Here is a 26,483-nt window from a genome sequence, read left to right as displayed (position 1 = left end):
CCGGGCACTATGGAGCGAGTGAATGACAGCGCCCGCATCCTGATCGTCGACGACGACTCGAAGGTCCTCTCGTCCCTCACCCGGGGGCTCCGTCTGTCCGGTTTCGAGATCGAGACCGCGCACGACGGAGCCTCCGCGTTGCGCGCGGTCGTCGCCACCGGTCCCGACGCGCTCGTCCTGGACGTGAACATGCCGGGTCTCGACGGCGTCGGGGTGGTCACCGCGCTGCGGGCGATGGGCAACGAGGTGCCGATCTGCGTGCTCAGCGCGCGCAGCTCGGTTGGCGACCGGATCGCGGGGCTGGAGGCGGGCGCCGACGACTACCTGACCAAGCCCTTCGAGCTGGGCGAGCTGGTGGCGCGCCTGCGCGCACTGCTGCGCCGGGCACCCCGCACACCGACCCCGGCTGGCGTCGTGAGCGTTGGCGCCCTGGAGGTGGACCTCCCCGGGCGCCGTGCCCACGTCGGCGGACACCGCGTCGACCTGACCAAACGCGAGTTCGACCTGCTCGGTGTGCTCGCCGAGAACGCGGGGATCGTGCTCAGCCGGACACAGCTGATGCGGCTGGTGTGGGGGTACGACTTCGACGCGGACACCAACGTCGTGGACGTCTTCGTCACCTACATTCGCCGGAAACTGGAAGCGACGGGGAAGCCACGGGTGCTGCACACCGTACGGGGCGTCGGGTTCGTGTTGCGGGACGAGCCGTGAGCGGCCGGCGCCGATCGCTGTCCCTGCGTACCCGCGTTGCGCTGGTGTCGGCGCTGGCGGCCGCCATCGTCATCTGTGCCGTGGGCATCGCGTTCGTCGTGTTCCTGCGGGCCAACGGATCCGCCCAGCTGGACCGCACGCTCGACTCCGTGGCACTGAGCGTGCCCGCGGAGTTGACGATCGCTGCGGAACCCATGGTGATCCCGGACCTACCGATCGCCGACCCGGCATTCCCCGTACCGATGTCGGACCCCTATGTACTCGACCCCGGTTCGGTACGCACCGAATCCGTCGCCGGGACGCCGGTCCGCGCCCGCGACGTCCAGGTCAGCGGGGCGGCGGGCACCTACCTCGCCGTCACCGTTCCGGAGGACGCGCTGACCGTGGCGATCCGGCAACAACAGTGGCAGGTCGCGGCCGCGGCTGTGGTGGCGATCGCGGTGGCGGCGGGACTCGGCTGGCTGCTGGCAGGCCGGGCCGTGCGGCCCCTGCAGCGGCTCGCTGCGGCCACGCACACGGTCGGCGACGACCCTGCCGCGATGCTGCCGAACGTACGCGGCGCCCGCGAGGCGGAGGAGCTCTCCGAGGCGATCACCCACATGCTCGGCCGAATACAGCAGGCCCGCAACCGGACCCAGGACGCGCTCGGATCGGCCCGGGACTTCGCGGCGGTGTCCGCGCACGAGTTGCGCACCCCGCTCACCTCGATGCGGACCGACCTCGAGGTGCTCGCCACCATGCCGCTGTCCGAGGAACAGCGCGCCGAGGTGGTGCACGACCTGCTCGTCACCCAGAAGGAGGTCGAGGCGACGCTCGCGGACCTCGAGCGGCTGGCCGTCGGCGAGCTCTCCGACGCCGCCGACCACGAGGACGTCGACCTCATCGAGCTCGCCGACCGCTGTGTCCAGGAATCCGCCCGCCGGCTACCCGACCTCGACATCGAACTGTGCGGGCCGGACGCGGTCGTCGTCCGCGGCATCCCGTCCGGGCTGCGGCTGGTGCTCGACAACGCGATCACCAACGCGGTCCGTCACGGCAACGCGGACCGGGTACGAATCACGCTCGCCGAGAACGGCGCCCACGGCGCCGTCGTCACGGTGGACGACGACGGCACCGGCATACCCGAGCACGAACGGTCCTCGCTCTTCACAAGATTCGCCCGGGGGTCGACCGCGCATGCCGAGGGCTCGGGGCTCGGCCTGGCGCTGATCGCGCAACAGGCCGCGCTGCACGGCGGCACCGCCGAACTGTCCGAAGGTCCGCTCGGCGGCACCCGGCTGACTCTGCGCATTCCGCCCACCGACCGGGTGTGGGATCCGACGTGAACATCGATCCCACACCCGACCGTGAAATCAGCTCCCGCTGCTGGCGGAACCGGAACTCAGCGAGGGCAGAACCTCGAAATCCCAGTTGGTGCAGCCGAAGGTGACATTGTCCGCGAACTGAGTGCTCGCCGAGGCCCCCGAACCCACCTGGAGTCCGTACGAGGTGATCCGGGCGTTGGGGTTCGCGGCCTTGATGGCCTCGAGCGAGACCCGCTGACGCCCGGTCGCCCCCGCGATGTCGCGCGTACTCCACCACTGGCCTTCCTCGAGCGCGGTGAAGGTCTGCCACGTGTCGGCGGGGGGATTTCCACCGTTGTAGTGCGGTTCCCACACCAGTGACGTGAAGCCCACCGCGGCACCGTCTCCGGTGTCCGTGCGCTCCGCGCCGAGCACCTTCAATTGGTACGAGGGCGCCACGTTCCCCTCCTCGAGGTACGCGCTGAAGGCCAGCCCGCCCGCCTGCACCAGCGCGGTGCGGGTCGGGTGGTAGTAGCTGACCGTCTCCGAGGTCGAGGCGACTCCGAAGTCGAGAGCACCCGATCCGGTCCCTCCCGGCGTGTCGGGATTCGGTACGAACTTCGGCGCCCTGCCGTCGAGCGGTAGCCAGCCCCAGGACAGGATGGGGAACACGGGAGTCGTTCCGCAGAACGAGCCGCCCGTCGACCCCCCGTCCCAGCTGCTGCCGTCGTTGCTGCCACCGCTGCCCATGTCTGCCGATTGCGCCGCCGCCGGGGGCGCCGTCGCTACGATCGCGGCCGCCGCGATCGCGGCCACCGCCCCACCGATCCGAGTGTTCCGTTTCGCCATGCGTCCTCCATCGTCTTCGCACAAGCGAGACCACCGGGTCTCCCCTGAGGTTGCGTTCGTCGTTGTGGATTCGTGCGGTAGGCGCCTACGAATGTGAACGTAACACGACAAAACGGTCGGCGACGATCGAGCCGCGGAGCCCCGTGCATCGCTGAGAATGCGAGAGTCATTCGAAACGAACAACTTTCACCAGGCCAGCCGGATTTCCACCATTCGCCCGCGACGACGTGCCGGGGTCAGATACCCGCGCGGCGCACCAGGGTGTCGGTCAGGCTCGGCGAGAGGGTGTCGAGCACGCGCAGCAGCTCCGCGTAGGCGGGCATCACCTCGACCGGACGGGTCGCGATGGCGTCCGCCAGCCAGGACGCCGCCTGCCGCGGGGTGAGCGCAGGCATCGCGTCGTAGTCCTTGGTCGGCGCGATCATCGGGGTGCGGATCAGCGGGAAGTGCACGGTCGAGACCGCGACTCCGCGTCCGGCCACCTCCGCGCCCAGGTCGCGGCCGAAGGAGCTGATCGCGGACTTCGACGCGTGGTAGGCCGCAAACTTCGGCATCACCCGCCCCGGGACGCCCCACGTCGCGACGTTCACCACGTGTCCGCTCCCCCGCTCGAGCATCGACGGCAGCAGTGCCAGCGTCAGCCGCACCGGCCCGAAGTAGTTGAGCGCCATGGTCCGTTCGTAGTCGTGGAAGCGGCCGGTCGTCTCCTCGACGGTGCGGCGGATGGACCGGCCGGCGTTGTTGACCAGCACGTCGACCGGGCCGATGTCTGCCGCCACCGTGGCCGCCAGCTCCGCGACGGCGTCCGGGTCGGTCAGGTCGCAGGGCATCGCCTCCGCCGTCCCACCCGAGCGCCGGACCTCGTCCCGTACCGCCTCGAGGGCCTCCGCCCCGCGCGCGACGAGCAGCAGCCGCGCACCCCGGGCGGCGAGCAGGTGCGCCGCCGCCGCCCCCACGCCGGACGACGCCCCGGTGAGCAGGATCGTGGTCCCCGCGATCGGATGCTCGCGCGTCGGCATCAGCTTGGACGCCCACGCGCGGGCCGAGGGCAGCGGACTCAGGGCCGCGCGGGCCAACATCTCGGTGATCACTCGTGTTCCTTCCGGTGATTGGCTCGGTCAGCTGACCATTGCGGCGATCCCGGCGGCGTCCACCTCGGCGAGCGTCGCCGGCGACCAGGCCGGGTTGCGGTCCTTGTCCACCAGTACCGCGCGCACGCCCTCGGCGAAGTCGCCGCCGCCGGTCACCGGACCGGTCAGGGCCAGCTCGCGGCCCAGGCAGTGCTGCAGCACGTCGGTCGCACCCCGGCGGATGAGTTCCGCGGTGACGAACAGGCTGGTCGGCGAGTGCGACGTCATCGCCGCACGCGTCTCGACGGTCCAGGCGTCGTCCCCGGTCAGGCGCGCGAGCATGTCCACCGGCGAGCCGGAGCCGAATACCTCGTCGATCCGCGCCTGCTGCGCGGCGAGCGGGGCCGCGGGCGCGGGTTCGGCGAACTTCTCCAGCGCCGCGTCGAGCGCGCCGCCGCGGATCGCGTCCGCCAGCGCGGCCAGGTTCGCGCTCGGCACGTAGTGGGTGGCCAGCCCGAACGCGATCGCGTCACCGGCCGACACCCGGGCCCCGGTCAGGCCCAGGTACATGCCCGACGCGCCGGTCAGCCGGGGCAGGAAGTAGCTGGCACCCACGTCCGGGTAGAAGCCGATGGCGGTCTCCGGCATGGCCAGCACCGCCTTCTCGGTGACCACCCGGACGCTGCCGTGCACCGAGATGCCCAGGCCGCCGCCCATCGCGGCGCCGTCGATCAGCGCGACGTAGGGCTTGGGGTACTCGCCGATCAGCTGGTTGAGCCGGTACTCGGTGGCGAAGAAGTCCTGCACGATCCCGACCCGGCCGAGCAGCGCCGCCTCGCGGATCGCCTTGATGTCCCCGCCTGCGCAGAAGGCCCGTTCGGAGCCGCTGGTCACCAGCACCGTCTCGACCGCCGGGTCGTCACGCCACCGCAGCAGCGGCTCGTAGATGTCGCGGATCATGCCGGCGTCCAGCGCATTGAGCGCCTTCGGTCGGTCCAACACGATCTCCCCGACGCCACCCGAGACGCTGGTCCTGATGAAGCTCATTCGCCACTGCCCTTCGCCGCACGTGCACTCGTTCCACCCACCCTGCCAGGTCGGCGCACGGTGCACTGGCGGGACCGCCCTCGACGCGCGCCGATACGCTGGTGGACCGGCGATCGCATTCCGTCCGCTCCTCGAAAGGTCATCATGTCCGACACCGAACTGCTCAAGTGGGCCCAGAACTTCACCGACCTGCAGACCGAACTCGACAACTACGAGGGCACCCTCGCCGACCTCGCCACCGTCGACTCCGAGGCGCCGAGCCGCGCCGGCGGACGACAGCTCTCGGCGTTCCAGCTCGCGCAGATGCTGCCGATGTTCGCCCCGATCCTGCAGGCCAACCCGAACCCCACCGCCGGCGACATCGACACCGCTCCCGGCGAGGTGCTGCTCGCCTCCCGGTACTTCCTCGAGATGACCGCGGTCGGCAGCGAGGACCGCACCCTCGACGAGGCGCGCGGCACCCTCAAGGACCTCGCCGCCCGGCTGCACGACATGGCGCTGCGGTGGAACGCATCCGGGGTCGACCCCGAGGAGCGGGTGGCCATCGTGCAGGAGACGCAGGCCGCGGGCGAGCGCATGACGAGGCTCGCCGGGGGCCTGGGACAGTAGCAGGCACGACGAAGGCCCCACCTCGGTCGAGGTGGGGCCTTCGTCAGGTCTCGCGGCGTTCAGGGCGCAGGCGGGTTGGCAATCAGCGCCCACCTGTTGGAGGTCAGGTGGAAGCTCGGCAGGTCCGCGAGAGAGACCACGGTCTCGAAGGTCCGCTCGTACCCGGTGTGCGAGATGAGCCACTCGCCGGCGGCGTTCCGCACGTAGCTGTCGTGGTAGAAGGCCGTGCCGCGCACCATCATGTCGTCCTCGGGAATGATCACGGTGTCGGACAGCGACCAGATCCCGGTGGCGGTGTCACCGTCCACGTCGATCTCCGGCTGCCCGCACCGGTACTCGGTGAGCATGTGCGGGCCGAGGGTGATCTCCATGAACGAGACCAGCGCGTCCCGGTCCTCGAAGCGCAACTGCTCGCCGTAGGTGGCGGTGGCCTCGGGGATCAGCGTCGTCCGGAACAGAACCCAGTCCTTGGTGTCCAGGGCACGCAGGTACCGGTACTTCAGCCTGCTGATCAGCGCGAGAGCCTCCAGGTCCATCTACCAAGGCTAGGCCACCGGCGAGATCCCTACCGCGCGAATCGGCGTCGCAGTTACTCGAGTTCGGCCGCCAGCTCCATCCACCGCTCCTCCACGGAACCCTTCTCCGCCACCACCTGACGCAACTCGGCGTCGAGGTCGAGCAGCTTCTGCTGGTCGGTGGAGGCCTCGGCCAGCGCCGTGTGCAGTGCCCGTTCGCGGTCGTCGAGCTTGGCCACCTGCCGCTCGAGCTTGCTCAGTTCCTTGCGCGCGGCGCGGTCGTCGGCGCCGCCCTTCGGAGCACCCTTCGGCGCCACCTCCGGCGCGGGGCCGGGGCCGGCGAGCGCGGCCACCGCCGCGCGGCGACGCAGGTACTCCTCGATGCCGCCCGGCAGGTTGGTCAGCTTGCCGTCGCCGAACAGCGCCCAGGTGCTGTCGCACAGCCGCTCGATCAGGTAGCGGTCGTGGCTGATCACCACCATGGTCCCGGCCCAGCCGTCGAGGATGTCCTCGAGCTGCTGCAGGGTGTCGATGTCCAGGTCGTTGGTCGGCTCGTCGAGCAGCAGCACGTTCGGCTCACTCATGAGCACCCGCGTCAGTTGCAGACGACGACGCTCGCCGCCGGAGAGGTCGCCGACCGGGGTCCGCTGGCGGGCCGGTGTGAAGCCGAGCCGCTCGGCCAGCTGGCCGGCAGATACTTCCTTGTCCCCCAAGGTGATCCGCTCGGCGACGTCCTTGACGGCCTCGAGCACCCGCATCTTGACGGGCAGGTCGTCGAGTTCCTGGCGCAGCCAGCCGATCTTGACGGTCTGCCCCTCGATGCGGCGGCCGGTCGCGGGCGCGAGCTCGCCGGCCAGGGTGCGCAGCAGGGTCGTCTTGCCCGACCCGTTGACCCCGACCAGACCGATCCGCTCGCCCGGCGCCAGTCGCCAGGTCAGGTCGTCGACCAGCACCCGGCCGTCGGGGGTCTCGAGACGCGCGTCCTCGAGTTCGATGACGACCTTGCCGAGCCGACGCTGCGCGAACGAGGCCAGCGCCACGTTGTCGCGGGGTGGCGGCACGTCGGCGATCAGCGCCTCGGCGGCCTCGATCCGGTACTTGGGCTTGGAGGTGCGCGCCGGGGCACCACGGCGCAGCCACGCGAGTTCCTTGCGCGCCAGGTTCCGGCGGCGCTCCTCGGAGGCGTCGGCCTGCCTGGTGCGCTCCGCGCGGGCGAAGATCCAGTCGTTGTAGCCGCCCTCGTAGGCCTCGACCCGGCCGCCCTGCACCTCCCAGGTGCGGTTGGCGACGGTGTCGAGGAACCAGCGGTCGTGGGTGACGACGACCAGCGCGCTGCGCCGTGACACCAGGTGCTCGGCCAGCCACTGCACGCCCTCGACGTCGAGGTGGTTGGTGGGCTCGTCGAGGACCAGCAGGTCCAGGTCCTGGACCAGCGCGGCCGCCAACGCCACCCGGCGGCGCTCGCCACCGGAGAGACCCTCCACGCCGCGGTCGAGGCCGACGGCGTCGATCCCGATGCCGGCCAGGATCGCGCGGATCCGGGAGTTGCCTGCCCACTCGTGCTCGGCCATCCCGAGCGGCGCCAGTACCACGTCCGCGACGGTCGAGCCCGCGGGCAGCACGCCACGCTGGGTGACGACGGCCATTCGCAGGCCGCCGACCCGGCTGACCCGGCCGGTGTCCGGCGGCTCGATGCCGGCCAGCACCTCGAGCATGGTGGTCTTGCCGCCGCCGTTCAGACCGACGACGCCGATCCGCTCGCCCTCCTGCACGCCGAGCGAGACGGATTCGAGCAGCGGTGCGATGCCGAACGACTTCGACACCTGCTCCAGGTTGATCAGGTTTGCCATCAGTGCTCCGTCTCGTGGGTAATGACGCGGGCGCCGGGCACCGGTCCGTGCGCGATCCGCACGGTCCGGCACACACCGGCGCCAGCAAGTTCGGCGCCGACCGCGACCGCGGCCTCGGCGTCGGCGCAGAGGAATGCGCAGGTGGGCCCGGACCCGGAAACGATTCCGGCCAGGGCGCCCGCGGTGGTGCCCGCCCGCAGGGTGCGGCGCAGACCCGGCGCGAGCGAGAGCGCCGCCGGCTGCAGGTCGTTGCCGAGCAGCGGCGCCAGGGTGGCGGCGTCACCCGAGGCGAGTGCGTGCATGAGCGCCTCGGCGCCGCCGAGGCGCGGCGGGTTGCCCTCGGCCCGCAGCCGGTCCAGCTCCCGGAACACCGTCGGCGTGCTCAGCCCGCCCTTCGCGAGCGCGAGAACCCAGTGAAAGGTGTTGCGGGACAACACCGGAAGCAGCTGCTCCCCGCGGCCGGTGCCGAGCGCGGTGGCCCCGTGCAGGGAGAACGGCACGTCGCTGCCGAGCACGGCGCCGAGCTCGGCCAGCTCGGCACGGTCGAGGCCGAGCTGCCAGAGGGCATCGAGCGCGACCAGGGTGGCGGCGGCATCCGCGCTGCCGCCCGCCATCCCGCCTGCGACCGGGATCCCCTTGTCGATGCTGATCGCGACGTCGGCGCGCCGTCCGGCCCGCTCGGCCAGCAACTCCGCCGCCTGCCACACCAGGTTGCGACGGTCCGTCGGGACCACCCGGGCGTCCTCGCCGTTGATCTCGACGGACAGCGAGTCGGCGTCGGCGACGCGAACGTCGTCGCTGAGCGAGAGCGCCTGGAAGACGGAGGTCAGTTCGTGGAATCCGTCGTCGCGCAGGTCACCGACGCCGAGGTGGAGGTTCACCTTCGACGGTGCCCGGACGACCACCGGGCGCGGAACAACGGACAGCACGATTACCCAGCTTAGTGGACCGAATCCGGTTCACTTACCGCCTCACCTGCCGCCGATGCCGGAGCCATCAGGCCGACGGACACCTCGAGGGCGCCGAGCTCCTCGTCGAGGTAGTCGAGCAAGGGCGCCAGCGGCGGCACGCTGCGCCGGCAGCCGGTCAGCCCGAACGCGATCTCGTCGTCGGTGCTGGTGCAGGTGATGTTCAGGGCCTGCCCGTCGATCGCGATCGACAGCGGGTACAGCGCGGCGAGCCGGGCGCCGTTCCAGTACAGCGGCTCACGGGGACCGGGCACGTTGGAGATCATCACGTTGGGCGGCCGGATCGGAGCCCGGTCACCGAGCAGCACGCCGAGCACCAGCGGGACGGCGCCGAGCGCACTCATCGCCAGGACCTCACCCTGACTCCTGGCGCTCATCGCCTCCTTGCCCTCGCTCATCGTGGTCCGGACCGAGTCGAGCCGCTCCGCCGGATCCTCGAGGTCGGTCGCGAGGTTGCAGGAGAGCACCCCGAACTCGTTCCCCGTCTTGCCGCCAGGACCGCCACCGCGCAGGGAGACCGGCACCAAAGCCACGAGGGGCTCGACCGGCAACGCGCCGACCTCGTCCATGTAGCTGCGCAGGGCGCCCGAGCACATGGCAAGCACCACGTCGTTGACTGTCGCGTCGGCGGCCTTGGCGACCAGGCGGAGCCGCTCGATCGGCCACGACCGGGCCGCGCACCTCCGGGCCCCGCCGATCGGCGCGTTCAGGATGCTCGGCGGGGCTGCGAGCGAGAGCGCACCACCACGGTTGTTCCAGGCGTTGTCCACGGTGGTGGCGAGCGCGGGCAGCAGCCCCACTGCGCCGCGGACCCCGCGCAGCACCGCGCCGGGCAGTTCGAGCAGGTTCACACCGCCGGCGTCGACGGCCGTCTCGACGGCGGCAGGCGCGCGCTCCCCCAGGACCGGCTCCCACAGCGCCGGCATCCCACGCCGGCCCGCGTCCTCGCTCAGCGCGCTGCGCAGCAGTCGCATCGCGGAGACGCCGTCGGTCAACGAATGGTGGATCTTCATGTAGACGGCGAAGCGCCCGTCGGCCAGACCCTCGATCAGGTGCATCTCCCACAGCGGCCGGTTGCGGTCGAGCAGGTGCGCGTGCAGGCGCGAGACCAGGTCGAGGAGTTCGCCGAGCCCGCCGGGCTGCGGCAGCGCGTTGTGTCGGATGTGATGGCCGAGATCCACCTCGACATCGGACTCCCAGCCCCACTGACCCAGCGAGCTCAGCGTGCGCCTGGCCCGCTTACGCAGCAGCGGCGAGACCTTGCCGCCGGCGAATGCGGAGTCGAGCAGCACTCGCATGTCGCGAGCATCGCCGCCCTCCGGCGGGTCGAACAGGGCGAGCCCGCCGACGTGCATCGGATGCTCGCGCGACTCACCCAGCAGGAACATCGAGTCGGCCGGTGACATCGGAAGAATCAAAGGTGCCCCTATTTGTTGTTTCGTCGACCCGTATCCGGACCTCGTGGTCCGGCCCCCCGGGGTGTTTCACGTAAAGATCCACACTGCGCCGAAAGACGGCGTCCGCAGCGACTCGTCCACCGTTTCAGCCACGGGACGACCCGGCGACCGCACAACGCAAATGTGACACAAATGTGAGCAAGCCCACGGAAATCGCAGGCGAAATCCTGAACAACATTCGCTGTCGCCCAGGGACATTGAGCCGGATCCCGATCGCCCGGAACGGCCCGGCCCGGCCCGGCCCGGAGACCGCACGCCGAGGGTTGTCGCCCTCGCGACGGCACCCCGACGAGAACGTGAGATGGATCACGACTCCGACCCGGTGGCGATTCGCGCCGCGGGACAGGACGGGCCCATCCGGACAAATGTCCAGTCCCGACCGGACCTCGCGAGGCGACTCGTGGGCCCGACGACACGGCGCGCCGTCGACCTGCGGACGGGTCGCCGCGGGGCGCTGAATCGACACTCTCGGTCACAGCAACATTTCGGACCCTCACGGCGCGCGGTCGGCGAAAATGCTACTGACGAGTACGCCCATTGCTACTCGGAAGTAGCTTTTTCGGAGGGTTTTCCGGGGCAATTGACGCGACCAATTCCATTGCGCCACTACTGGTTTCACCAACCCTCACAATGACATGACATCGGCTCGGAAATAATGCATGCTGACATACGGGCAGGGCCGTGCGGAGACGCCGGCCGGGGGCCGAAACGATCCTCAGGATTCGTCGCAATCGCATTCCCATCGCGGATACGACCGAGTTCTCTGTGCGTCCACTCGACGCACCCACACCTCGTCCGCCAGGGCGCGGCCCGACGCAGTACCGCGGCACGGTCGAGACACTTCTTCGGGAAGAGGCACAGGAACGGTGGCAAAAGGGATGTTCACACGGATCGCAGTGGTTAACCGGGGCGAGGCGGCCGTCCGGCTGATTCGCGCCGTCCGGGAGCTCAACGCCGAACACGACTACGGCATCACGACCATCGCCCTGCACACGGAAGCCGAGCGCCGGGCCATGTTCGTCCGGCAGGCCGACGAGGGCGTCACACTCCGCCCGTCGACCACCGCCGCCACCCCCTACCTCGACCACGCCGAGCTCGAGCGCGCCCTGGTCGAGGCCAAGGCCGACGCCGTCTGGGTCGGCTGGGGCTTCGTCGCCGAGGACCCCGCATTCGCGGACCTCTGCGCCCGTCTGGGCATCGCCTTCATCGGCCCGTCCGGCGACGCCATGCGACTGCTCGGCGACAAGGTCGAGGCCAAGCTGCTCGCCGAGAAGGTCGGGGTGCCCGTCGCACCCTGGTCCGGCGGACCCGTCGAGACCCGCGCCGATGCCCGCCGGCACGCCCAGGCGATCGGCTACCCGCTGATCATCAAGGCCCGCTCGGGCGGCGGCGGCCGCGGCATCCGCAAGGTGTTCGCCGAGGAGGAGCTCGAGCTCGCCCTCGAGCGCACCCAGGGCGAGGCCGAGCGTTCGTTCGGCGACCCCGTCGTGTTCATCGAGCGGCTGGTCACCGAGGCCCGCCACGTCGAGGTCCAGGTGATCGCCGACGCCCACGGCAACGTCTGGGCGCCGGGCGTGCGCGACTGCTCCATCCAGCGCAAGAACCAGAAGGTCATCGAGGAGTCCGCCTCCCCGCTGCTGTCGAAGGAACAGGCCGACCACCTGCGCTCGGTCTCGGCCGACCTGGTCCGCGCCGCCGGCTACTGCGGCGCCGGCACCGTCGAGTACCTCTACCAGCCGTCCCAGGGCGTGTTCACCTTCCTCGAGGTCAACACCCGGCTGCAGGTCGAGCACCCGATCACCGAGGCCACCACCGGCATCGACCTGGTCAAGCTGCAGATCCAGGTCGCCACCGGCGAACCGCTGGTCGGCGACTGCCCGCCCGAGTTCGGCCACGCCGTCGAGGCCCGGCTCAACGCCGAGGACGCCGACAACGGCTTCGCCCCGGCCCCCGGCTCGGTGCAGCTGCTCAAGTTCCCGCTCGGCTCCGGCCTGCGGGTGGACACCGGCATCGCGCAGGGCGACGTCATCCCGTCCGACTACGACTCGATGGTCGCGAAGGTGATCGCCTGGGGCCGGGACCGCTCCGAGGCCCTCGCCCGGCTGCGCACCGCGCTGCGCGAGACCACCGTCGTCCTCGCCGGCGGCACCACCACCAAGTCCTTCCTGCTCGACCTGCTCGACCGCGAGGAGGTCATCACCGCCTCCGCCGACACCGGCTGGCTCGACCGCACCGGCGCGGGCACCGTGGCCGGACCGACCCGCCTCGCGTCCGTCGCGCTGCTGGCCACCGCGATCGGCGTCTACGACGCCGAGGAGGCCCACGAGCGCACCAGCTTCCTCACCTCGGCGCGCGGCGGCCGGCCCCGCACCAAGAACACGCTCGGCCGACCCGTCGAACTGAGCTACCAGGGCCAGCCCTACCAGCTCGTCGTCGGCCAGATCGGTCCGCACCGCTACCTGGTGGACGGCGACAGCGGCGAGGTCGAGGTGGACGTCGACCGCCTCGGCGAGTACGAGCGCCGGATCGTGATCGGCGGACGACGCCACCATGTCGTCTCCGTGACCGGACCGGCCCACCACCTCGTCGAGGTCGACGGCATCAGCCACCAGATCAGCCAGGACGAGGCGGGCGTGGTCCGGGCCCCCTCGCCCGCCGTGGTGGTGGCCATCCCCGTCGCCGTCGGCGACCACGTGGAGGCGGGCGCCACCCTGGTGGTGCTCGAGGCCATGAAGATGGAGACCGCCATCCGCGCGCCCTACGCCGGACAGGTCCGCGAGGTGCTGGCCGTGGTCAACGCGCAGGTCGACGCGGGTGCCGCGCTGCTGCGCGTGGACCAGGTCGCCGAGGAGACGGTGACCGAGAAGGCCCCGCGGGTGGAGTTCGTCACCCCCGAGTCCCGCAACCGCGACGACCTGACCGAGGCATTGGCCCGGCTCGACGCGCTGACCGCGATGGTCACCGGCTACGACGTGGACGCCGCCCGTGCCAAGACCCTGCTGACCGAGTTCGCGGAGCTGCGGGCCCGGGTCCCCGAGTCCGACGCCACGCTGGTGCGCGCCGAGCTCGACCTGCTGACCACCTTCGCCGACCTGTGCGAGCTCTCCCGCAACCGGCCGACCGAGGGCGGGGAGGACTCGGTCGAGCGGGTGCACAGCCCGCGCGAGCACTTCCACTCCTTCCTGCAGTCGCTCGACGTGGACGTCCAGGGTGTGCCGGAGTCCTTCCGCGCCAAGCTTTCCCAGGCGCTGCGCCACTACGACGTCGCCGAGCTCGACCGCACCCCGGAGCTCGAGGAAGCGGTGCACCGGATCTTCGTCGCGCAGCAGCGGATGGAGACCCAGATCCCCGTCGTGGCCGCCCTGCTCTCCCGCTGGCTCAGCGACGGCCGGGTCGACACCGAGACCTGCCCGGCCCTGGCCGAGGTGCTGGACCGGCTGATCCTGGCCACCCAGGCCCGCTACCCGCTGATCGGCGACGTGGCGCGCAGCATCGCGTACCGGATCTTCGACGAGCCCGCGGTCCGCAAGACCCGCGAGCAGATCTACGACGGCGTCCGCGGCAGCCTGCAGTTCCTCGCCGAGCACCCCGGATCGGCCGACCGCGCCGCCCGGATCGACGCGATGGTCGACACCCCGGAGCCGCTCGTCGGCCTGCTCGCCGACCCGGGTTCCACCGCCGCCGACCTGCTCGAGGTGGTCACCCGGCAGTACTACAAGATCCGCGGCCTTGCCGACGTCAAGTCCGTCGACGGCCACGGACTGCCCTGTGTCGCAGGCACTTTCGAGCTGTCCGGCGAGCAGCTGCACCTGGTGTCGGTGACCGCCGACCGGACCCGCCTGACCGAGGCCCTCGACGTCGTCGACGCGGTCGCCGGACCGGCCCCGGTCAACCTCGTGGTCGACCTGTACCTGACCTGGCCCGACGCACCGGCGGACGGCGACGCACTCGCGGAGTCGCTGCACTCGGCACTGGCCGCGCACCCCGGTGCCGCAGGCTGGCGCCGCCTCACCGTCACCGTGGCCACCCCCGGCGCCATCACGGTGCAGCGAGTGGTGACCTTCCGTCCCGCGGCCGCACCGGACTCCGGCCTGGTCGAGGACAAGATCATCCGCGACATGCATCCGCTCACCGCGCAGCGCCTGGACATGTGGCGGCTGAAGAACTTCGACGGCACCCGGCTGCCCGCCCCCGCGGACACCTACCTGTACCGCCTGGTCGCCAAGGAGAACCCGACCGACGAGCGGCTGATCGCGATGGCCCAGGTCCGGGACCTGACGCTGCAGTTCGACGCCGACGGCGAGATCGCCGCGGCCCCGGCGATCGAGCGCGCCGTCGCGTCGTGCCTGGACGGCATCCGCCGGTTCCAGGCGAACCGCGGCAACAAGCGCCTCGAGAACAACCGCGTCGTGCTCTACGTCTGGCCCAAGTTCGAGGTCTCCGCCGACCGGATCGCCCGGATCGCCCAGCACGTCGCGCCGCTCACCGTGGGCGCCGGGCTCGAGCAGCTCACCATCATCGGCCGGCTGCAGGAGTCGCCGAACTCGAAGCCCCGCCAGGTCGCGGTGCGGTTCTCCTACCGGTCCGGCGCCGGCCTGCAGGTCGCGGTCACCGAGCCGCCCACCGAGCCGCTCAAGCCCCTCGACGAGTACACCCAGAAGGTGCAGCGTTCGAAGTCGCGCGGCACGGTGTACCCGTACGAGCTGATTCCGGCGCTGTCCGCGGGCGGCAGCTTCGTCGAGTACGACCTCGACGAGACCGGCGCGCTGGTTCCGGTCGAGCGTCCGTACGGCCGCAACACCGCCGGCCTGATCGTCGGACTGGTGACCACCCCCACCGCCCGCTACCCCGAGGGCATGACCCGGGTCGCGCTGTTCGGCGACCCGACCAAGGCCCTCGGCACCGTCGCCGAGGCCGAGTGCGCCCGGCTGGTCGCGGCCGTCGACCTCGCGGAATCGCTTGGCGCGCCAGTGGAGTGGTTCGCGCTGTCCTCAGGCGCGACCATCTCGATGGAGTCCGGCACCGAGAACATGGACTGGGTCTCGCGCGGCCTGCGCCGGATCATCACGTTCACCCAGGACGGCGGCGAGATCAACGTCATCGTCACGGGCATCAACGTCGGCGCCCAGCCGTACTGGAACGCCGAGGCGACGATGCTCATGCACACCAAGGGCATCCTGGTGATGACGCCGGACAGCGCGATGGTGCTCACCGGCAAGCAGTCCCTGGACTACTCCGGCGGCGTCTCGGCCGAGGACAACTTCGGGATCGGCGGCTACGACCGGGTGATGGGTCCGAACGGTCAGGCGCAGTACTGGGCGCCGAACCTGACGGCCGCCATCGACGTGCTGTTCGGGCACTACGAGCACGCCTACCTCGGTGCGGGCGAACGCTTCCCGCGCAAGGCCGAGTCCGCCGACCCGATCGACCGCGACGTGCGCAGCTTCCCGCACGTGCACCCGTCGAGCGAGTTCCGCACGGTCGGCGAGATCTTCTCGGCCGAGACCAACCCGGACCGCAAGAAGCCGTTCGACATCCGCACCGTGATGCACGCGGTGGTCGACCAGGACCACGCGGTACTCGAGCGCTGGGCCGACATGGCCGACGCCGACACCTCGGTGGTGTTCGACGCGCACCTCGGCGGCAACGCCGTCACCGTGATCGGCATCGAGTCCCGTGCCATCGCTCGCAAGGGCTGGTTCCCGACCGACGGTCCGGACCAGTGGACCTCGGGCACGCTGTTCCCGCGGTCGTCGAAGAAGACGGCCCGCGCGATCAACGCCGCCAGCGGCAACCGCCCGGTGGTGGTGCTGGCCAACCTGTCCGGCTTCGACGGCTCCCCCGAGTCGCTGCGGAACCTGCAGCTCGAGTACGGCGCCGAGATCGGCCGGGCCATCGTCAACTTCGACGGTCCGATCGTGTTCTGTGTGGTCTCGCGCTACCACGGCGGTGCCTTCGTGGTGTTCTCCGGAGCGCTGAACGAGAACATGGAGGTGCTCGCGGTCGAGGGCTCGTTCGCCTCGGTGCTCGGCGGCGCACCCGCCGCGGCCGTGGTGTTCACCCGCGAGGTCAACGCCCGCACCGCCGCCGCCGCCGGGGTCCGTGACCTCGAGGCCCGGCTCGCCGCGGCCGACACCGACGCCGAGCGCGCCCGCATCCGGGTCGAACTCGCCGCCGAGCGGTCCGCGGTCCGCTCCGCCAAGCTGGGCGAGGTGGCCGCGGAGTTCGAGGCGATCCACAACATCGACCGGGCCCGTGAGGTCGGTTCGGTGCACTCCATCGTGCCTGCCGCGGACCTGCGTCCGCGCCTGGTCGACGCCGTCGAGCGGGGCATGGGCAAGGCCCTGAACACCGCGTAGGGAGCGATCCGTAACAGCAATGGGCGCCGCCGGAACAATTCCGGCGGCGCCCACTTGTCGCTGCGGCCCGAGGTGGTGTCAGCCCAATTCTCCTCCATCCCAGTCGAGGTTGCAGAAGTCCGCGTTGCCAGGCAGGAAGTACCGAGCTACAAGGCAGAAATTCAAACTCACCGATGCGGCGTTCAACTGCAAGTCCTGGACCGATGTGGTGTCAAGGAACTCCCCGGCTCCGCTTCCTGCCGAGTCAATGCCGTCTGCCGCCGCCGAGCCGGCACCGCCGACCAGGGCTCCCGCCAAGGCAGTAGCCACCACGATCGTAGAGATGATTCGACGCGCGGAATGATGGGACATCTGGATCCCCTTCTGTGAGAGAACGCTAGACCTCCGGTAAGGCCCGCGATGGCGGCCGAGACCCTGGAACACTGCAACCATCAGGCCGCCGGCCAGCGGAAGATCCGATACGCGAACCCACCACGTCGGCACCATACCCTGACTTCACTGTCGCAATTGTCGATATAATCAACTGCACCACAAAATGATTCGTCAAACGCAACGAGGATCGTTCGGCGTCGCAACCGGGCGATCACGACCGACGACCACTCGTAACTCGGCCCCAAAACACCAACGACACCGCCGACGCGGCCTGCGCGCAGCAGCGCCTGTCACGAACCCCACACGCGACGGCGACGGCACGGAAACTCACCACCCGATCGCCCGCTTGCCACAGATACCCATGTGGGTATGTTCGCCGCGGGATACCCCCACCCCACATAGGTATAAAGAGACAGCGATGGACACCGCCACCTACTATTCGGTCGCTACGAGCACGCCTACCTCGTTGCGAACGAACGCTTCCCACGCAAGACCGAGTCCGCCGACCCGATCGACCGGGACGTGCGCACCTTCCTACACATGCACCCGGCGAGCGAGTTCAGCACGGTCGGCGAGATCCTTTCCGCCGAGACCAACCCGACCCCCAGAAGCCGTCGGCATCCGCACCGTGATGCACGCCAGGACCACGCGGAGTTCGAGGCGATCCACAACATCGACCGGGCCCGCGAGGTCGGTTCGGTGCACTCCATCGTGCCTGCCGCGGACCTGCGTCCGCGCCTGGTCGACGCCGTCGAGCGCGGCATGGGACGGACGCTGGCGCAGTCCACGGAGTGAGCTGACCGCGAGTCGGACCGACTGAGGCCACCGAGGCCCGGCACCTGCACAGGTGCCGGGCCTCGGCGCTTTTCGAAGCCCGCGATCGAGGACAGCAGCTGTCCGCGATCGGTGGCAGGGTGGAGCCATGCGCGAGACCTCGGCGAGACTGCTCCGGCTCCTGTCACTGCTGCAGATGCGCCAGGAGTGGGCCGGCGCGGACCTCGCCGAGCGACTGGCCGTCACCACCCGGACCGTCCGCCGCGACGTCGACAAGCTGCGCGACCTCGGCTACCCGATCGACGCCCACGTCGGCGTCGGCGGCGGCTACCGGCTGGGTGCCGGCGCGCAGATGCCGCCGCTGCTGCTCGACGACGAGGAGGCGGTGGCCGTCGCGTTCGCGCTGCAGTCCGGCGCGGTCGGGCCGGTGCAGGGCATCGGTGACGCCGCGCTGCGGGCGCTGACCAAGCTCCGGCAGGTGATGCCGTCGAGGCTGCGGCACCGCCTCGATGCCCTGCGGATCGAGGTGGTGCCGCAGGGCCCGACGCCCTCGGCCGTCGACGCGAAGGTGCTCACGGCCCTGGCCGCCGCCTGCCACGCCCACGAGCGGCTGCGCTTCGACTACCTCGCCCACGACGGCACGCCGACCCGACGGGAAGTCGAACCGCACCGACTGGTGCGCTCGGGTGCCCGCTGGTACCTCGTCGCGTGGGACCTGCGCCGCGCCGACTGGCGCTCGTTCCGGGTCGACCGGATGACCCCGAAGACGCCCACCGGTCCCCGCTTCACGCCCCGCGAACTGCCCGCAGGCGACGCCGCGGAGTTCGTCTCCCGCGGCATCGGCCGGGCGCTGGCCCAGGCCCGGGCCCGGGTGCGGCTGGACGCGCCGATCGAACAGATCGCGCCGATGGTCGACGAGTTCTGGGGCGCGGTCGAGTCGGTCGACGAGCACAGCTGCGTGGTGGAACTTCGCGGCGAGTCACTGGCGGGCATCGCCGGCTGGCTCACCGCGTTCGGCGTCGGCTTCACCGTGCAGGACCCGCCGGAGCTGCGCGCGGAGTGCCGCCGGCTGGCGCAGCGGCACTCCGAGTTCAGCGAGCAGTACCGCCGGGCCGCGGACGCACCCTCGCCTGCAGCGCCGCCAGCGCACACCCCGCGGCGCACCGCAGCACGGCCCTGAGCCGGGGGTCGTCCAGCCGCGCCGCCACCTTCACGCGGGCCATCAGAGCGCCACCGACTCGGGCTCGCGCTCGGGCACCCGCGAGCCGCGCAGCGTGAGCGCCGCCAGGGCGGCCCCGACGAGCGCGATCACCGCGGCGACCACGAAGGCCGCGGAGAACCCGTCGGTCAGCGCGCCCAGGTCCCCCAGCGCACCCGCACCCGCCGTCGCCGCAACGGCCGTCGCCGCCGCCAGCCCGAGCGCCGACCCCAGCTGGTAGCTGGTGTTGACGATGCCCGATGCCAGGCCGCCCTCCTCCGGTCGCGCGCTGGAGATCGCGGTCCCCAGGGAGGGGATGAAGGCCAGCGCCATGCCCAGCGCGGAGACCAGCGACGCGGGCAGCACGTCCACCCAGAAGTTGCCGTCCGGCCGGACCAGCGACAGCCATCCCAGGCCCGCCGCCAACAGCACCAGGCCGGCCACCACCATCGCCCTGGGCCCGAACCGCGCGATCATCCGGGGCGCGAGCACGATCATCACGATCATGACCAGCGCGGTCATCGGGATGAGGGCCGCTCCGCTGGGGAACGCCGAGTAGCCGAGCACCTGCTGCAGGTACAGGTTCAGGAAGAACCACATCGGGATCCAGGCGGCGCCGAGCAGGAACTGCGCGAGGTTGGCGGCGCCCAGATTGGGCGTGCGGAAGATCGCGAGCCGGACCAGCGGTTCGCGCCGCCGGGCCTGGATCACGACAAACCCGGCGAGCAGCACCGCGGCGGCGAGCAGGGTCCCCCACGTCTGCGCCGCACCCCAGCCGACCTCGGGCGCGCGGACGATGCCGAAGACCGCCGCGCCGATTCCGAGCGTGGCGGTGAACGCGCCGAGCAGGTCGACTCCACCCGTTGCGGCGCCGCGGCCGCCGGGCAGCAGGGCGGGCGCCGCGACCAGGGCCAGGATCGCGATCGGGATGTTGACGAAGAACACCCACGGCCACGACGCGTACTCGGTGAGCAGCCCGCCGAGGAACACCCCGGCCGTGCCGCCCGCGGGGGCCGCGGCGCCGTAGACGGCGAGCGCCCTGGTCAGCTCCCGGGGACTCGACCCGAACAGCATCATCAACAGGGTGAGGGCGGCCGGCGCGATCAACGCGGCACCGACACCCTGCACGGCGCGACCGACCAGCTCCACCGGCACGTTTCCGGCGAACCCTGCGATCGCCGAACCGACCAGCAGGATCAGCCAGCCGAGACCGAACATCCGTCGGGCGCCGTAGAGGTCCGACAGCCTCCCGCCGAGCAGCAGCAGTCCGCCGAACACGACGACGTATGCATTGAACACCCAGGTCAGGTTCTCCTGGGTGAAGCCGAGATCAGTGCTCATCGCGGGCAACGCCACCCCGATGATCGAGGTGTCCATGATGACCATGAACTGGGCTAGCGCAATCAGGCTGAGTGCCAACCACTTTCGTGTCGGACCCGGAATCTTCCTCTGGTTCACTTCGATCACTCCTCGATACGTTCGAACGACTGTCACGGTGATCACCGCATTCGATTCATACCCCCCAGGGGTATAAATCCGCAAGCAGGACCCGGGGGTTGCGCCAGGTACCCCCTATGGGTATGTTCGTCTCTCGTAAGCCCTACCCCCCACCGGTATGGGATACTGAATCAGAGGAGATTGACATGGAGACCACGAACTACACCGTCACCGGCATGACCTGCGGACACTGCGCGGGTTCCGTGCGCACAGAGGTCGCCAAGCTCGACGGGGTCACCGACATTTCCATCGACGTCCCCACCGGCCGCCTCACCGTCACCAGTTCCGCCCCTCTCGCCGCCGCGGCCGTACTCGGCGCGGTCGAAGAGGCCGGATACGCAGCCAGCCCCGCCTAGGAGCGGTCATGAAAACCTCCACCACACTCGTCGCCTACACCGGGGGGCTCGCCGTGATCTTCGCGGCGGCCCTCGGGGTGGGCGCCGCCACCGGGAGCCCGATCGACATGTCAAACGACCACAGCAGCCACACCACGACCACCACCGTCGACGCCGGCCACGACAGCCACGACGCGGCTGCCGGTCCGGCCACCCCGGCCGGCCTGCAGACCTCCGAGCAGGGCTACACCCTCTCGGAGATCACCGCCCCCGCCGAGGTGAACCGCCCCGGCACCCTCGACTTCCGCATCCTCGGTCCGACCGGGGAGCCCGTCACCGCCTTCGACGACCAGCACGAGAAGAAGCTGCACCTGATCGTGGTCCGCACCGACACCAGCGGATTCCGGCACGTGCACCCGAGCCTCGCCGCCGACGGCACCTGGTCTCTCGACTGGACCTGGGACCGCGCCGGCAGCTACCGGGTGTTCGCCGACTTCCAGGCGACCGGCGGACCCGCGCTCACCCTCGGCCGGGGCGTCGACGTCGCGGGAGGGTTCGTACCCGTGGCCCTGCCTGCGGAGTCCCGCGTCGCCGAGGTCGACGGCTACCGCGTCACCCTCGACGGCGACCTGAGCACCGCAGGCGGACCGCTGCGCCTGAGCGTCTCACGCGACGGTGCACCGGTGACCGACCTGCAGCCCTACCTCGGCGCCTACGGGCACCTGGTCGCGTTGCGCGCCGGGGACCTCGCCTACCTGCACGTACACCCGCAGGGCGAGCCGGGCGACGGCGTCACCCCCGCGGGCCCGGACGTCAGCTTCCACGCCCAGGCACCGAGCGCCGGAACCTACCGGCTGTACCTCGACTTCCAGCACGAGAACGTGGTCCGTACCGCGGAGTTCACGGTCTCCACCCACGAAGGCCACTGACATGAGCGCCGAGTACCTCACCCCCACCGCACCCGGGTCCACCGACAGCATCGAACTCGCCATCGGCGGCATGACCTGCGCGTCCTGCGCGGCCCGTATCGAAAAGCGACTCAACAAGCTCGACGGCGTCACCGCGTCGGTGAACTACGCCACCGAGAAGGCCAAGGTCGTGTTCGACGACTCGGCCGCCGCGCTGTCCGCCGCCGACCTCGTCGCCGAGGTCGAGAAGGCCGGGTACTCGGCGACCGTGCCCACCCCGCCCGCCCAGCAGCCGGACGCGGCCGCGTCCGACGAACCCGACGACGAGCCGTCCCGGGCGCTGGCCGCGCTGCGGACCCGACTGATCGTCGCGACGGTGCTGTCCGTCCCGGTGATCGCCATGGCGATGGTCCCGGCGCTGCAGTTCACCAACTGGCAGTGGCTCTCGCTGACGCTGGCCGCGCCGGTCATCGTGTGGGCCGGCCTGCCGTTCCACCGCGCCACCTGGGCAAATCTCAAGCACGGCGCCGCCACCATGGACACGCTGATCACGGTCGGCACGTCCGCGGCCTTCCTGTGGTCGCTGTACGCGCTGTTCTTCGGCACCGCAGGCACCCCCGGAATGACCCACCCGTTCGAGCTGACCATCGGGCGTTCCGACGGCGCCGCGAACATCTATCTCGAGGTCGCCGCCGGCGTCATCACCTTCGTGCTGGCCGGTCGCTACTTCGAGCAGAAGTCCAAGCGCCAGGCAGGCGCGGCACTCCGGGCGCTCTTCGAGCTCGGCGCCAAGGAGGTCTCGGTGCTGCGAGACGGCACCGAAATCCGCATCCCGGCAAGTGAACTCGTGGTCGGCGAGGAGTTCGTGGTCCGTCCGGGCGAGAAGATCGCCACCGACGGCGTGGTCACCTCGGGCCGTTCCGCGGTGGACCTGTCCATGCTCACCGGCGAGTCGGTGCCCGTGGAGGTCGAGGCCGGCGACGCCGTCGTCGGCGCCACCGTCAACGCCGGCGGCCGGCTCGTGGTCCGTGCCACCCGCGTCGGCGCCGACACCCAGCTCGCGCAGATGGCGGCGCTGGTCGAGGACGCGCAGAACGGCAAGGCCGACGTGCAGCGCCTGGCGGACAAGATCGCCGGTGTGTTCGTGCCGATCGCCATCGCGATCGCCGTTGCCGCGCTCGGCTACTGGATCGGCACCGGCAACCCCCTGGAGATGGCGTTCACCGCCGCCGTCGCCGTGCTGATCATCGCCTGCCCCTGTGCCCTCGGGCTCGCCACGCCGACCGCGTTGCTGGTCGGCACCGGGCGCGGGGCCCAGATGGGCATCCTGATCAAGGGACCCGAGGTGCTCGAGTCGACCCGCAAGGTCGACACCATCGTGCTCGACAAGACCGGCACGGTCACCACCGGCGTGATGACCCTGCAGGACGTGATCGTCGCCGACGGCGTCGACCGGGCCGAGGCGCTGCGCCTGGCCGGGGCGCTCGAACACGCCTCCGAGCACCCCATCGCCCGAGCCATCTCGGCCGCGGCCGCCGCCGCGGGTGAGCTCCCCGAGGTGGAGGGCTTCGAGAACGTCCCCGGCCGCGGTGTGCAGGGCATCGTCGACGGCCACTCCGTCGTCGCCGGCCGCACCGCGCTGCTCGAGGACTGGTCGCAGCACCTGCCGGAGTCGCTGGAGCGGGCCAAGCTCGAGGCCGAACACGCCGGCGGCACCGCCATCGCCGTCGGCTGGGACGGGCAGGCGCGCGCCGTCCTGGTGGTCGCCGACGCGATCAAGGAGACCAGCGCCGAGGCGATCGAGCAGTTCCGCAAGCTCGGGCTCGAACCGGTGCTGCTCACCGGCGACAACGAGGCCACCGCGCGGACCGTCGCGGCCCAGGTGGGCATCTCGACCGTGCTGGCCGAGGTCATGCCGTCGGACAAGGTGGACGTGATCAAGGACCTGCAGGCCCGCGGCAAGGTGGTCGCGATGGTCGGCGACGGTGTCAACGACGCGGCCGCACTGGCCCAGGCCGACCTGGGACTGGCGATGGGCACCGGCACCGACGTGGCGATCGAGGCCAGTGACATCACCCTGGTGCGCGGCGACCTGCGCTCGGCCGCCGACGCGATCCGGCTCTCCCGCCGGACGCTCGGCACCATCAAGGGCAACCTGTTCTGGGCGTTCGCCTACAACGCGGCGGCGATCCCGCTGGCCGCGGCCGGCCTGCTCAACCCGATGCTGGCCGGCGCCGCGATGGCGTTCTCGAGCGTCTTCGTGGTGAGCAACAGCCTGCGGTTGCGCCGGTTCAAGTAGCAGCAGCTCCGCTGCTCGTGCGCGGTTGACGGGTCCACAGACCCGTCAACCGCGCACCGGGCTTCAGCCCTGTTCGGCCAGGCGGACGAAGGCCGCGGCGTCGAGGGTCTCGCCGCGCGCGGACGGGGCGATGCCCGCCGCGACCAGTCGCCGTTCCGCCTCCGCGGGCGAGCCCGCCCACCCGGCGAGCGCGGCTCGCAACGTCTTGCGCCGCTGTGCGAACGCCGCGTCGACGACGGCGAACACCTTGCGGCGGGTCGCCTCGTCGAGCGACCACGGCGCGACGGCGTAGCGGTCCACCCGGACCAGGCCGGAGTCCACCTTGGGCACCGGCCAGAACACGTGCGGCCCGACGGACCCGGCGCGACGCACCTCGCCGAAGAAGCAGGCCTTGACGCTGGGGATTCCGTAGATCTTGCTGCCCGGGGCCGCGGCGAGGCGGTCCGCGACCTCGGCCTGCACCATCACCAGCGCGGTGCGCAGGCTCGGGAACTCGCAGAACAGGTGCAGGAGCACCGGCACCGCGACGTTGTACGGCAGGTTCGCCACCAGCGCGGTCGGCGCGGCGGGCAGGTCCGCCGGCATCACCCTCATCGCGTCCGCGCCCACCACGGTGAGCCGGTCGGCGAGTTCCGGGGCCCGCTCGGCGGCGGTCGTGGGGAGCCGGGCGGCGAGCACCGGGTCGATCTCCACTGCGATCACCGAGTCGACGGCGTCCATCAGCGCGAGGGTCAACGAGCCCAGGCCGGGCCCCACCTCGAGCACCACGTCGTCGCGGCCGACGCCTGCGGTGTTGACGATGCGGCGCACCGTGTTGGCGTCGTGCACGAAGTTCTGGCCCAGCTGCTTCGTCGGTCGCACGCCGAGCTCCGCGGCCAGCGCGCGCACCTCGACGGGGCCGAGCAGTGCGGCCTGGCCACGCGGGCCTACCTCGGGGTTGGGCTGGTTCAGCTCGGCGTCGGACACACCGGTGAACCTATCGCCTGGTCGAGCCGGGCGGAAATCAGCCACGTGCGGAAATCACCGCATGCCCAGGCGGGAGGTGCACGACGGCCACGCACCCCAGCCCTGGGTCCGCTGCGTCTGCGAGGCGATCGCAATCTGCTCCTCGCGGGTGGCGAGGTCCGCGCGGGCCGCGTACTTCAGGCCGCCCTGGCGCTCCCAGGTGTTCTGGTCGAACTGCACGCCGCCGTAGTAGCCGTTGCCGGTGTTGATCGCCCAGTTGCCGGTGGCCTCGCACTGCGCGAGCGCGTCCCAGGTGGCGCCGTTGGTGACCTCGGGCACCTCGGTGCCGGGCTTGGCGCCGACCCGCACGACCTTGGGCTGGCCGGGGGTGGTGACGACCTTGCCGATCTCGGTGCGTCCGGACTCGACGCCGTTGACCGTGGTGACCGCGAAGGTCACGTCGTGCACGCCGGGCGCACCGGCGTTCTCCACCACGGTCCGGCTCATGTTCATGGTCGGATCCTCGATCCGCTGCGGCTCCGGCTCGAACGGCAACGTCTCGGTGCGGTTCTCGGTGCGGGTACGGGTGACCGTGACCTGCATGCCGTCGACGACCGGGGTCTCGACGGCCGGCTCGACGATGTCGGCCGCCTCGAGCGGCGCACCGTGGGCGGTGAGCAGGTCGCCGACCGTCGGGGCCGCCAGTCGCACCTCTGCGGGCGCCGCGGCGCCGTCGAGCAGGCGCACCAGCTTGGGGCTGACCACGTCGAGAGCGGCGCCCTCGAGGGGCAGCCGCTGCGACCGGGACGCCGAGACGTGCACGTCACCGCCGAGGCGTTCCTGTGAGAGGGCCTCGTCGACGGTGAGGGCGGTGGTCCACAGGGTGCGCGGCTCGCCGTCGACGGTGAGCGTCACCTCACGGGCCCGCCGCAGCACCACGGTCTCGCCGTCGGCGACCTTGGCGTCGGTGGACGGGGCCACCACGTCCTTGTCCCCGACCGTGTACCCGGCGTCACGGAGGACGCCGCTCACGTCGGAGGACATCGTCCTCAGCGCGACCGTCTCGCCGTCCACGTCCAGGGTGATCGTCTTGTGCGAGAGCACCGCCAGACCACCTCCCGCGAGCAGTGTCAGCAGCAGTGCGCCGATGACGAGGCGGAGGAGGGGCGAATTGGACTTGTTGATCCGTTCGAGACGCGACACACGAGTTCCTGAGGCTGTTTGGTAACCGAATGACAACACCCGGTCCTAATCGATCACAATACGGTAACGAGAGAACCGCGACCCGGCAACCAGTCGGCCGCCGCGGATCGCCGGAATGCCGACACACGTGCCTTCGTGACCTGTACGAACGGGCTTCGGGGTTAATCTCGAATCCCTCGTCACACCCCCGCGAACGGCACCTCGGAAAGCTGGTTCGGATGCGCACACGTTCAC

The 26,483-nt window shown here is 70.9% G+C and carries 20 protein-coding genes; 9 read left to right on the top strand and 11 right to left on the bottom strand.

The genetic code is table 11. The annotated features are described in order from the left end of the window. Positions 1 to 9 precede the first annotated feature (9 nt). Both ACFO6S_RS17355 and ACFO6S_RS17350 read left to right on the top strand, forming a co-directional pair. Entirely contained in the window at positions 10 to 711 is a 702-nt protein-coding gene (locus ACFO6S_RS17355; RefSeq protein WP_378419102.1) for a response regulator transcription factor, read from the top strand. Next, positions 708 to 2,036 (top strand): sensor histidine kinase, encoded by a 1,329-nt coding sequence (locus ACFO6S_RS17350; protein ID WP_378419101.1) that lies wholly within the window; start codon positions 708 to 710, stop codon positions 2,034 to 2,036. Before ACFO6S_RS17355 ends, ACFO6S_RS17350 begins: the two co-directional genes overlap by 4 nt. Before the next feature lie 27 nt (positions 2,037 to 2,063). On the opposite strand, the gene ACFO6S_RS17345 is transcribed toward ACFO6S_RS17350, so the two are convergent. The 3 genes from ACFO6S_RS17345 to ACFO6S_RS17335 all read right to left on the bottom strand — a co-directional run bounded on the left by ACFO6S_RS17345 (position 2,064) and on the right by ACFO6S_RS17335 (position 4,960). Next, on the bottom strand, positions 2,064 to 2,843 hold the full coding sequence (locus tag ACFO6S_RS17345; RefSeq protein ID WP_378419100.1) for a hypothetical protein: 780 nt from the start codon (positions 2,841 to 2,843) through the stop codon (positions 2,064 to 2,066). Positions 2,844 to 3,079: 236 nt separating this feature from the next. Further along, positions 3,080 to 3,934 carry an SDR family oxidoreductase gene (locus ACFO6S_RS17340; protein ID WP_378419099.1) on the bottom strand — a complete coding sequence of 285 codons (855 nt, stop codon included), beginning with the start codon at positions 3,932 to 3,934 and terminating at the stop codon, positions 3,080 to 3,082. A gap of 27 nt (positions 3,935 to 3,961) precedes the next feature. Next, positions 3,962 to 4,960, bottom strand: a complete 999-nt coding sequence (locus ACFO6S_RS17335) for an enoyl-CoA hydratase/isomerase family protein (protein WP_378419098.1) — start codon at positions 4,958 to 4,960, stop codon at positions 3,962 to 3,964. Between the two features lie 144 nt (positions 4,961 to 5,104). Between ACFO6S_RS17335 and ACFO6S_RS17330 the strand changes: the two genes are divergently transcribed. Beyond that, a complete protein-coding gene (locus ACFO6S_RS17330) occupies positions 5,105 to 5,569 on the top strand; it encodes a hypothetical protein (protein ID WP_378419097.1) in 465 nt (154 codons plus the stop codon). 59 nt (positions 5,570 to 5,628) lie between these two features. Here ACFO6S_RS17330 and ACFO6S_RS17325 read toward each other — a convergent pair whose 3' ends face one another. The 4 genes from ACFO6S_RS17325 to ACFO6S_RS17310 are packed head-to-tail and all read right to left on the bottom strand — an operon-like array spanning position 5,629 to position 10,320. After that, entirely contained in the window at positions 5,629 to 6,105 is a 477-nt protein-coding gene (locus ACFO6S_RS17325; protein ID WP_378419095.1) for a nuclear transport factor 2 family protein, read from the bottom strand. A gap of 53 nt (positions 6,106 to 6,158) precedes the next feature. After that, positions 6,159 to 7,934, bottom strand: a complete 1,776-nt coding sequence (locus ACFO6S_RS17320; protein WP_378419092.1) for an ABC-F family ATP-binding cassette domain-containing protein — start codon at positions 7,932 to 7,934, stop codon at positions 6,159 to 6,161. Further along, positions 7,934 to 8,863 (bottom strand): 4-(cytidine 5'-diphospho)-2-C-methyl-D-erythritol kinase, encoded by a 930-nt coding sequence (locus ACFO6S_RS17315; RefSeq protein WP_378419090.1) that lies wholly within the window; start codon positions 8,861 to 8,863, stop codon positions 7,934 to 7,936. Before ACFO6S_RS17315 ends, ACFO6S_RS17320 begins: the two co-directional genes overlap by 1 nt. 11 nt (positions 8,864 to 8,874) lie before the next feature. Continuing rightward, positions 8,875 to 10,320 (bottom strand): WS/DGAT/MGAT family O-acyltransferase, encoded by a 1,446-nt coding sequence (locus ACFO6S_RS17310; RefSeq protein ID WP_378419089.1) that lies wholly within the window; start codon positions 10,318 to 10,320, stop codon positions 8,875 to 8,877. Positions 10,321 to 11,237: 917 nt separating this feature from the next. On the opposite strand from ACFO6S_RS17310, the gene ACFO6S_RS17305 reads away from it, so the two are divergent. Beyond that, positions 11,238 to 16,718 (top strand): ATP-binding protein, encoded by a 5,481-nt coding sequence (locus ACFO6S_RS17305; protein WP_378419087.1) that lies wholly within the window; start codon positions 11,238 to 11,240, stop codon positions 16,716 to 16,718. Between the two features lie 78 nt (positions 16,719 to 16,796). On the opposite strand, the gene ACFO6S_RS17300 is transcribed toward ACFO6S_RS17305, so the two are convergent. After that, on the bottom strand, positions 16,797 to 17,069 hold the full coding sequence (locus ACFO6S_RS17300; protein ID WP_378419085.1) for a hypothetical protein: 273 nt from the start codon (positions 17,067 to 17,069) through the stop codon (positions 16,797 to 16,799). Between the two features lie 543 nt (positions 17,070 to 17,612). On the opposite strand from ACFO6S_RS17300, the gene ACFO6S_RS17295 reads away from it, so the two are divergent. Both ACFO6S_RS17295 and ACFO6S_RS17290 read left to right on the top strand, forming a co-directional pair. Continuing rightward, a complete protein-coding gene (locus ACFO6S_RS17295; protein WP_378419474.1) occupies positions 17,613 to 17,885 on the top strand; it encodes a hypothetical protein in 273 nt (90 codons plus the stop codon). Positions 17,886 to 18,012: 127 nt separating this feature from the next. Then, positions 18,013 to 19,044, top strand: a complete 1,032-nt coding sequence (locus ACFO6S_RS17290; RefSeq protein WP_378419083.1) for a helix-turn-helix transcriptional regulator — start codon at positions 18,013 to 18,015, stop codon at positions 19,042 to 19,044. Between the two features lie 42 nt (positions 19,045 to 19,086). Here the strand turns inward: ACFO6S_RS17290 and ACFO6S_RS17285 are convergent, their stop codons facing one another. Further along, entirely contained in the window at positions 19,087 to 20,520 is a 1,434-nt protein-coding gene (locus ACFO6S_RS17285; protein ID WP_378419081.1) for an MFS transporter, read from the bottom strand. Between the two features lie 185 nt (positions 20,521 to 20,705). On the opposite strand from ACFO6S_RS17285, the gene ACFO6S_RS17280 reads away from it, so the two are divergent. The 3 genes from ACFO6S_RS17280 to ACFO6S_RS17270 are packed head-to-tail and all read left to right on the top strand — an operon-like array spanning position 20,706 to position 24,101. Beyond that, positions 20,706 to 20,915 carry a heavy-metal-associated domain-containing protein gene (locus tag ACFO6S_RS17280; RefSeq protein WP_378419079.1) on the top strand — a complete coding sequence of 70 codons (210 nt, stop codon included), beginning with the start codon at positions 20,706 to 20,708 and terminating at the stop codon, positions 20,913 to 20,915. Between the two features lie 8 nt (positions 20,916 to 20,923). Next, entirely contained in the window at positions 20,924 to 21,823 is a 900-nt protein-coding gene (locus ACFO6S_RS17275; protein WP_378419078.1) for a hypothetical protein, read from the top strand. 1 nt (position 21,824) lies between these two features. Continuing rightward, on the top strand, positions 21,825 to 24,101 hold the full coding sequence (locus ACFO6S_RS17270) for a heavy metal translocating P-type ATPase (RefSeq protein ID WP_378419076.1): 2,277 nt from the start codon (positions 21,825 to 21,827) through the stop codon (positions 24,099 to 24,101). A 63-nt stretch (positions 24,102 to 24,164) separates the two neighbouring features. Here the strand turns inward: ACFO6S_RS17270 and rsmA are convergent, their stop codons facing one another. Next, a complete protein-coding gene (rsmA, locus tag ACFO6S_RS17265) occupies positions 24,165 to 25,067 on the bottom strand; it encodes a 16S rRNA (adenine(1518)-N(6)/adenine(1519)-N(6))-dimethyltransferase RsmA (protein ID WP_378419074.1) in 903 nt (300 codons plus the stop codon). A gap of 54 nt (positions 25,068 to 25,121) precedes the next feature. Next, entirely contained in the window at positions 25,122 to 26,249 is a 1,128-nt protein-coding gene (locus ACFO6S_RS17260) for a transglycosylase family protein (protein ID WP_378419073.1), read from the bottom strand. Positions 26,250 to 26,483: the final 234 nt, after the last annotated feature.

It is taken from the genome of Rhodococcus kronopolitis (genome assembly GCF_042654025.1).
In the GTDB taxonomy this organism is placed as follows: domain Bacteria; phylum Actinomycetota; class Actinomycetes; order Mycobacteriales; family Mycobacteriaceae; genus Rhodococcus_G; species Rhodococcus_G kronopolitis.
The sequence above is the reverse complement of the archived record's forward strand: the minus strand, read 5'-3'. Positions and strand labels throughout refer to the sequence as shown.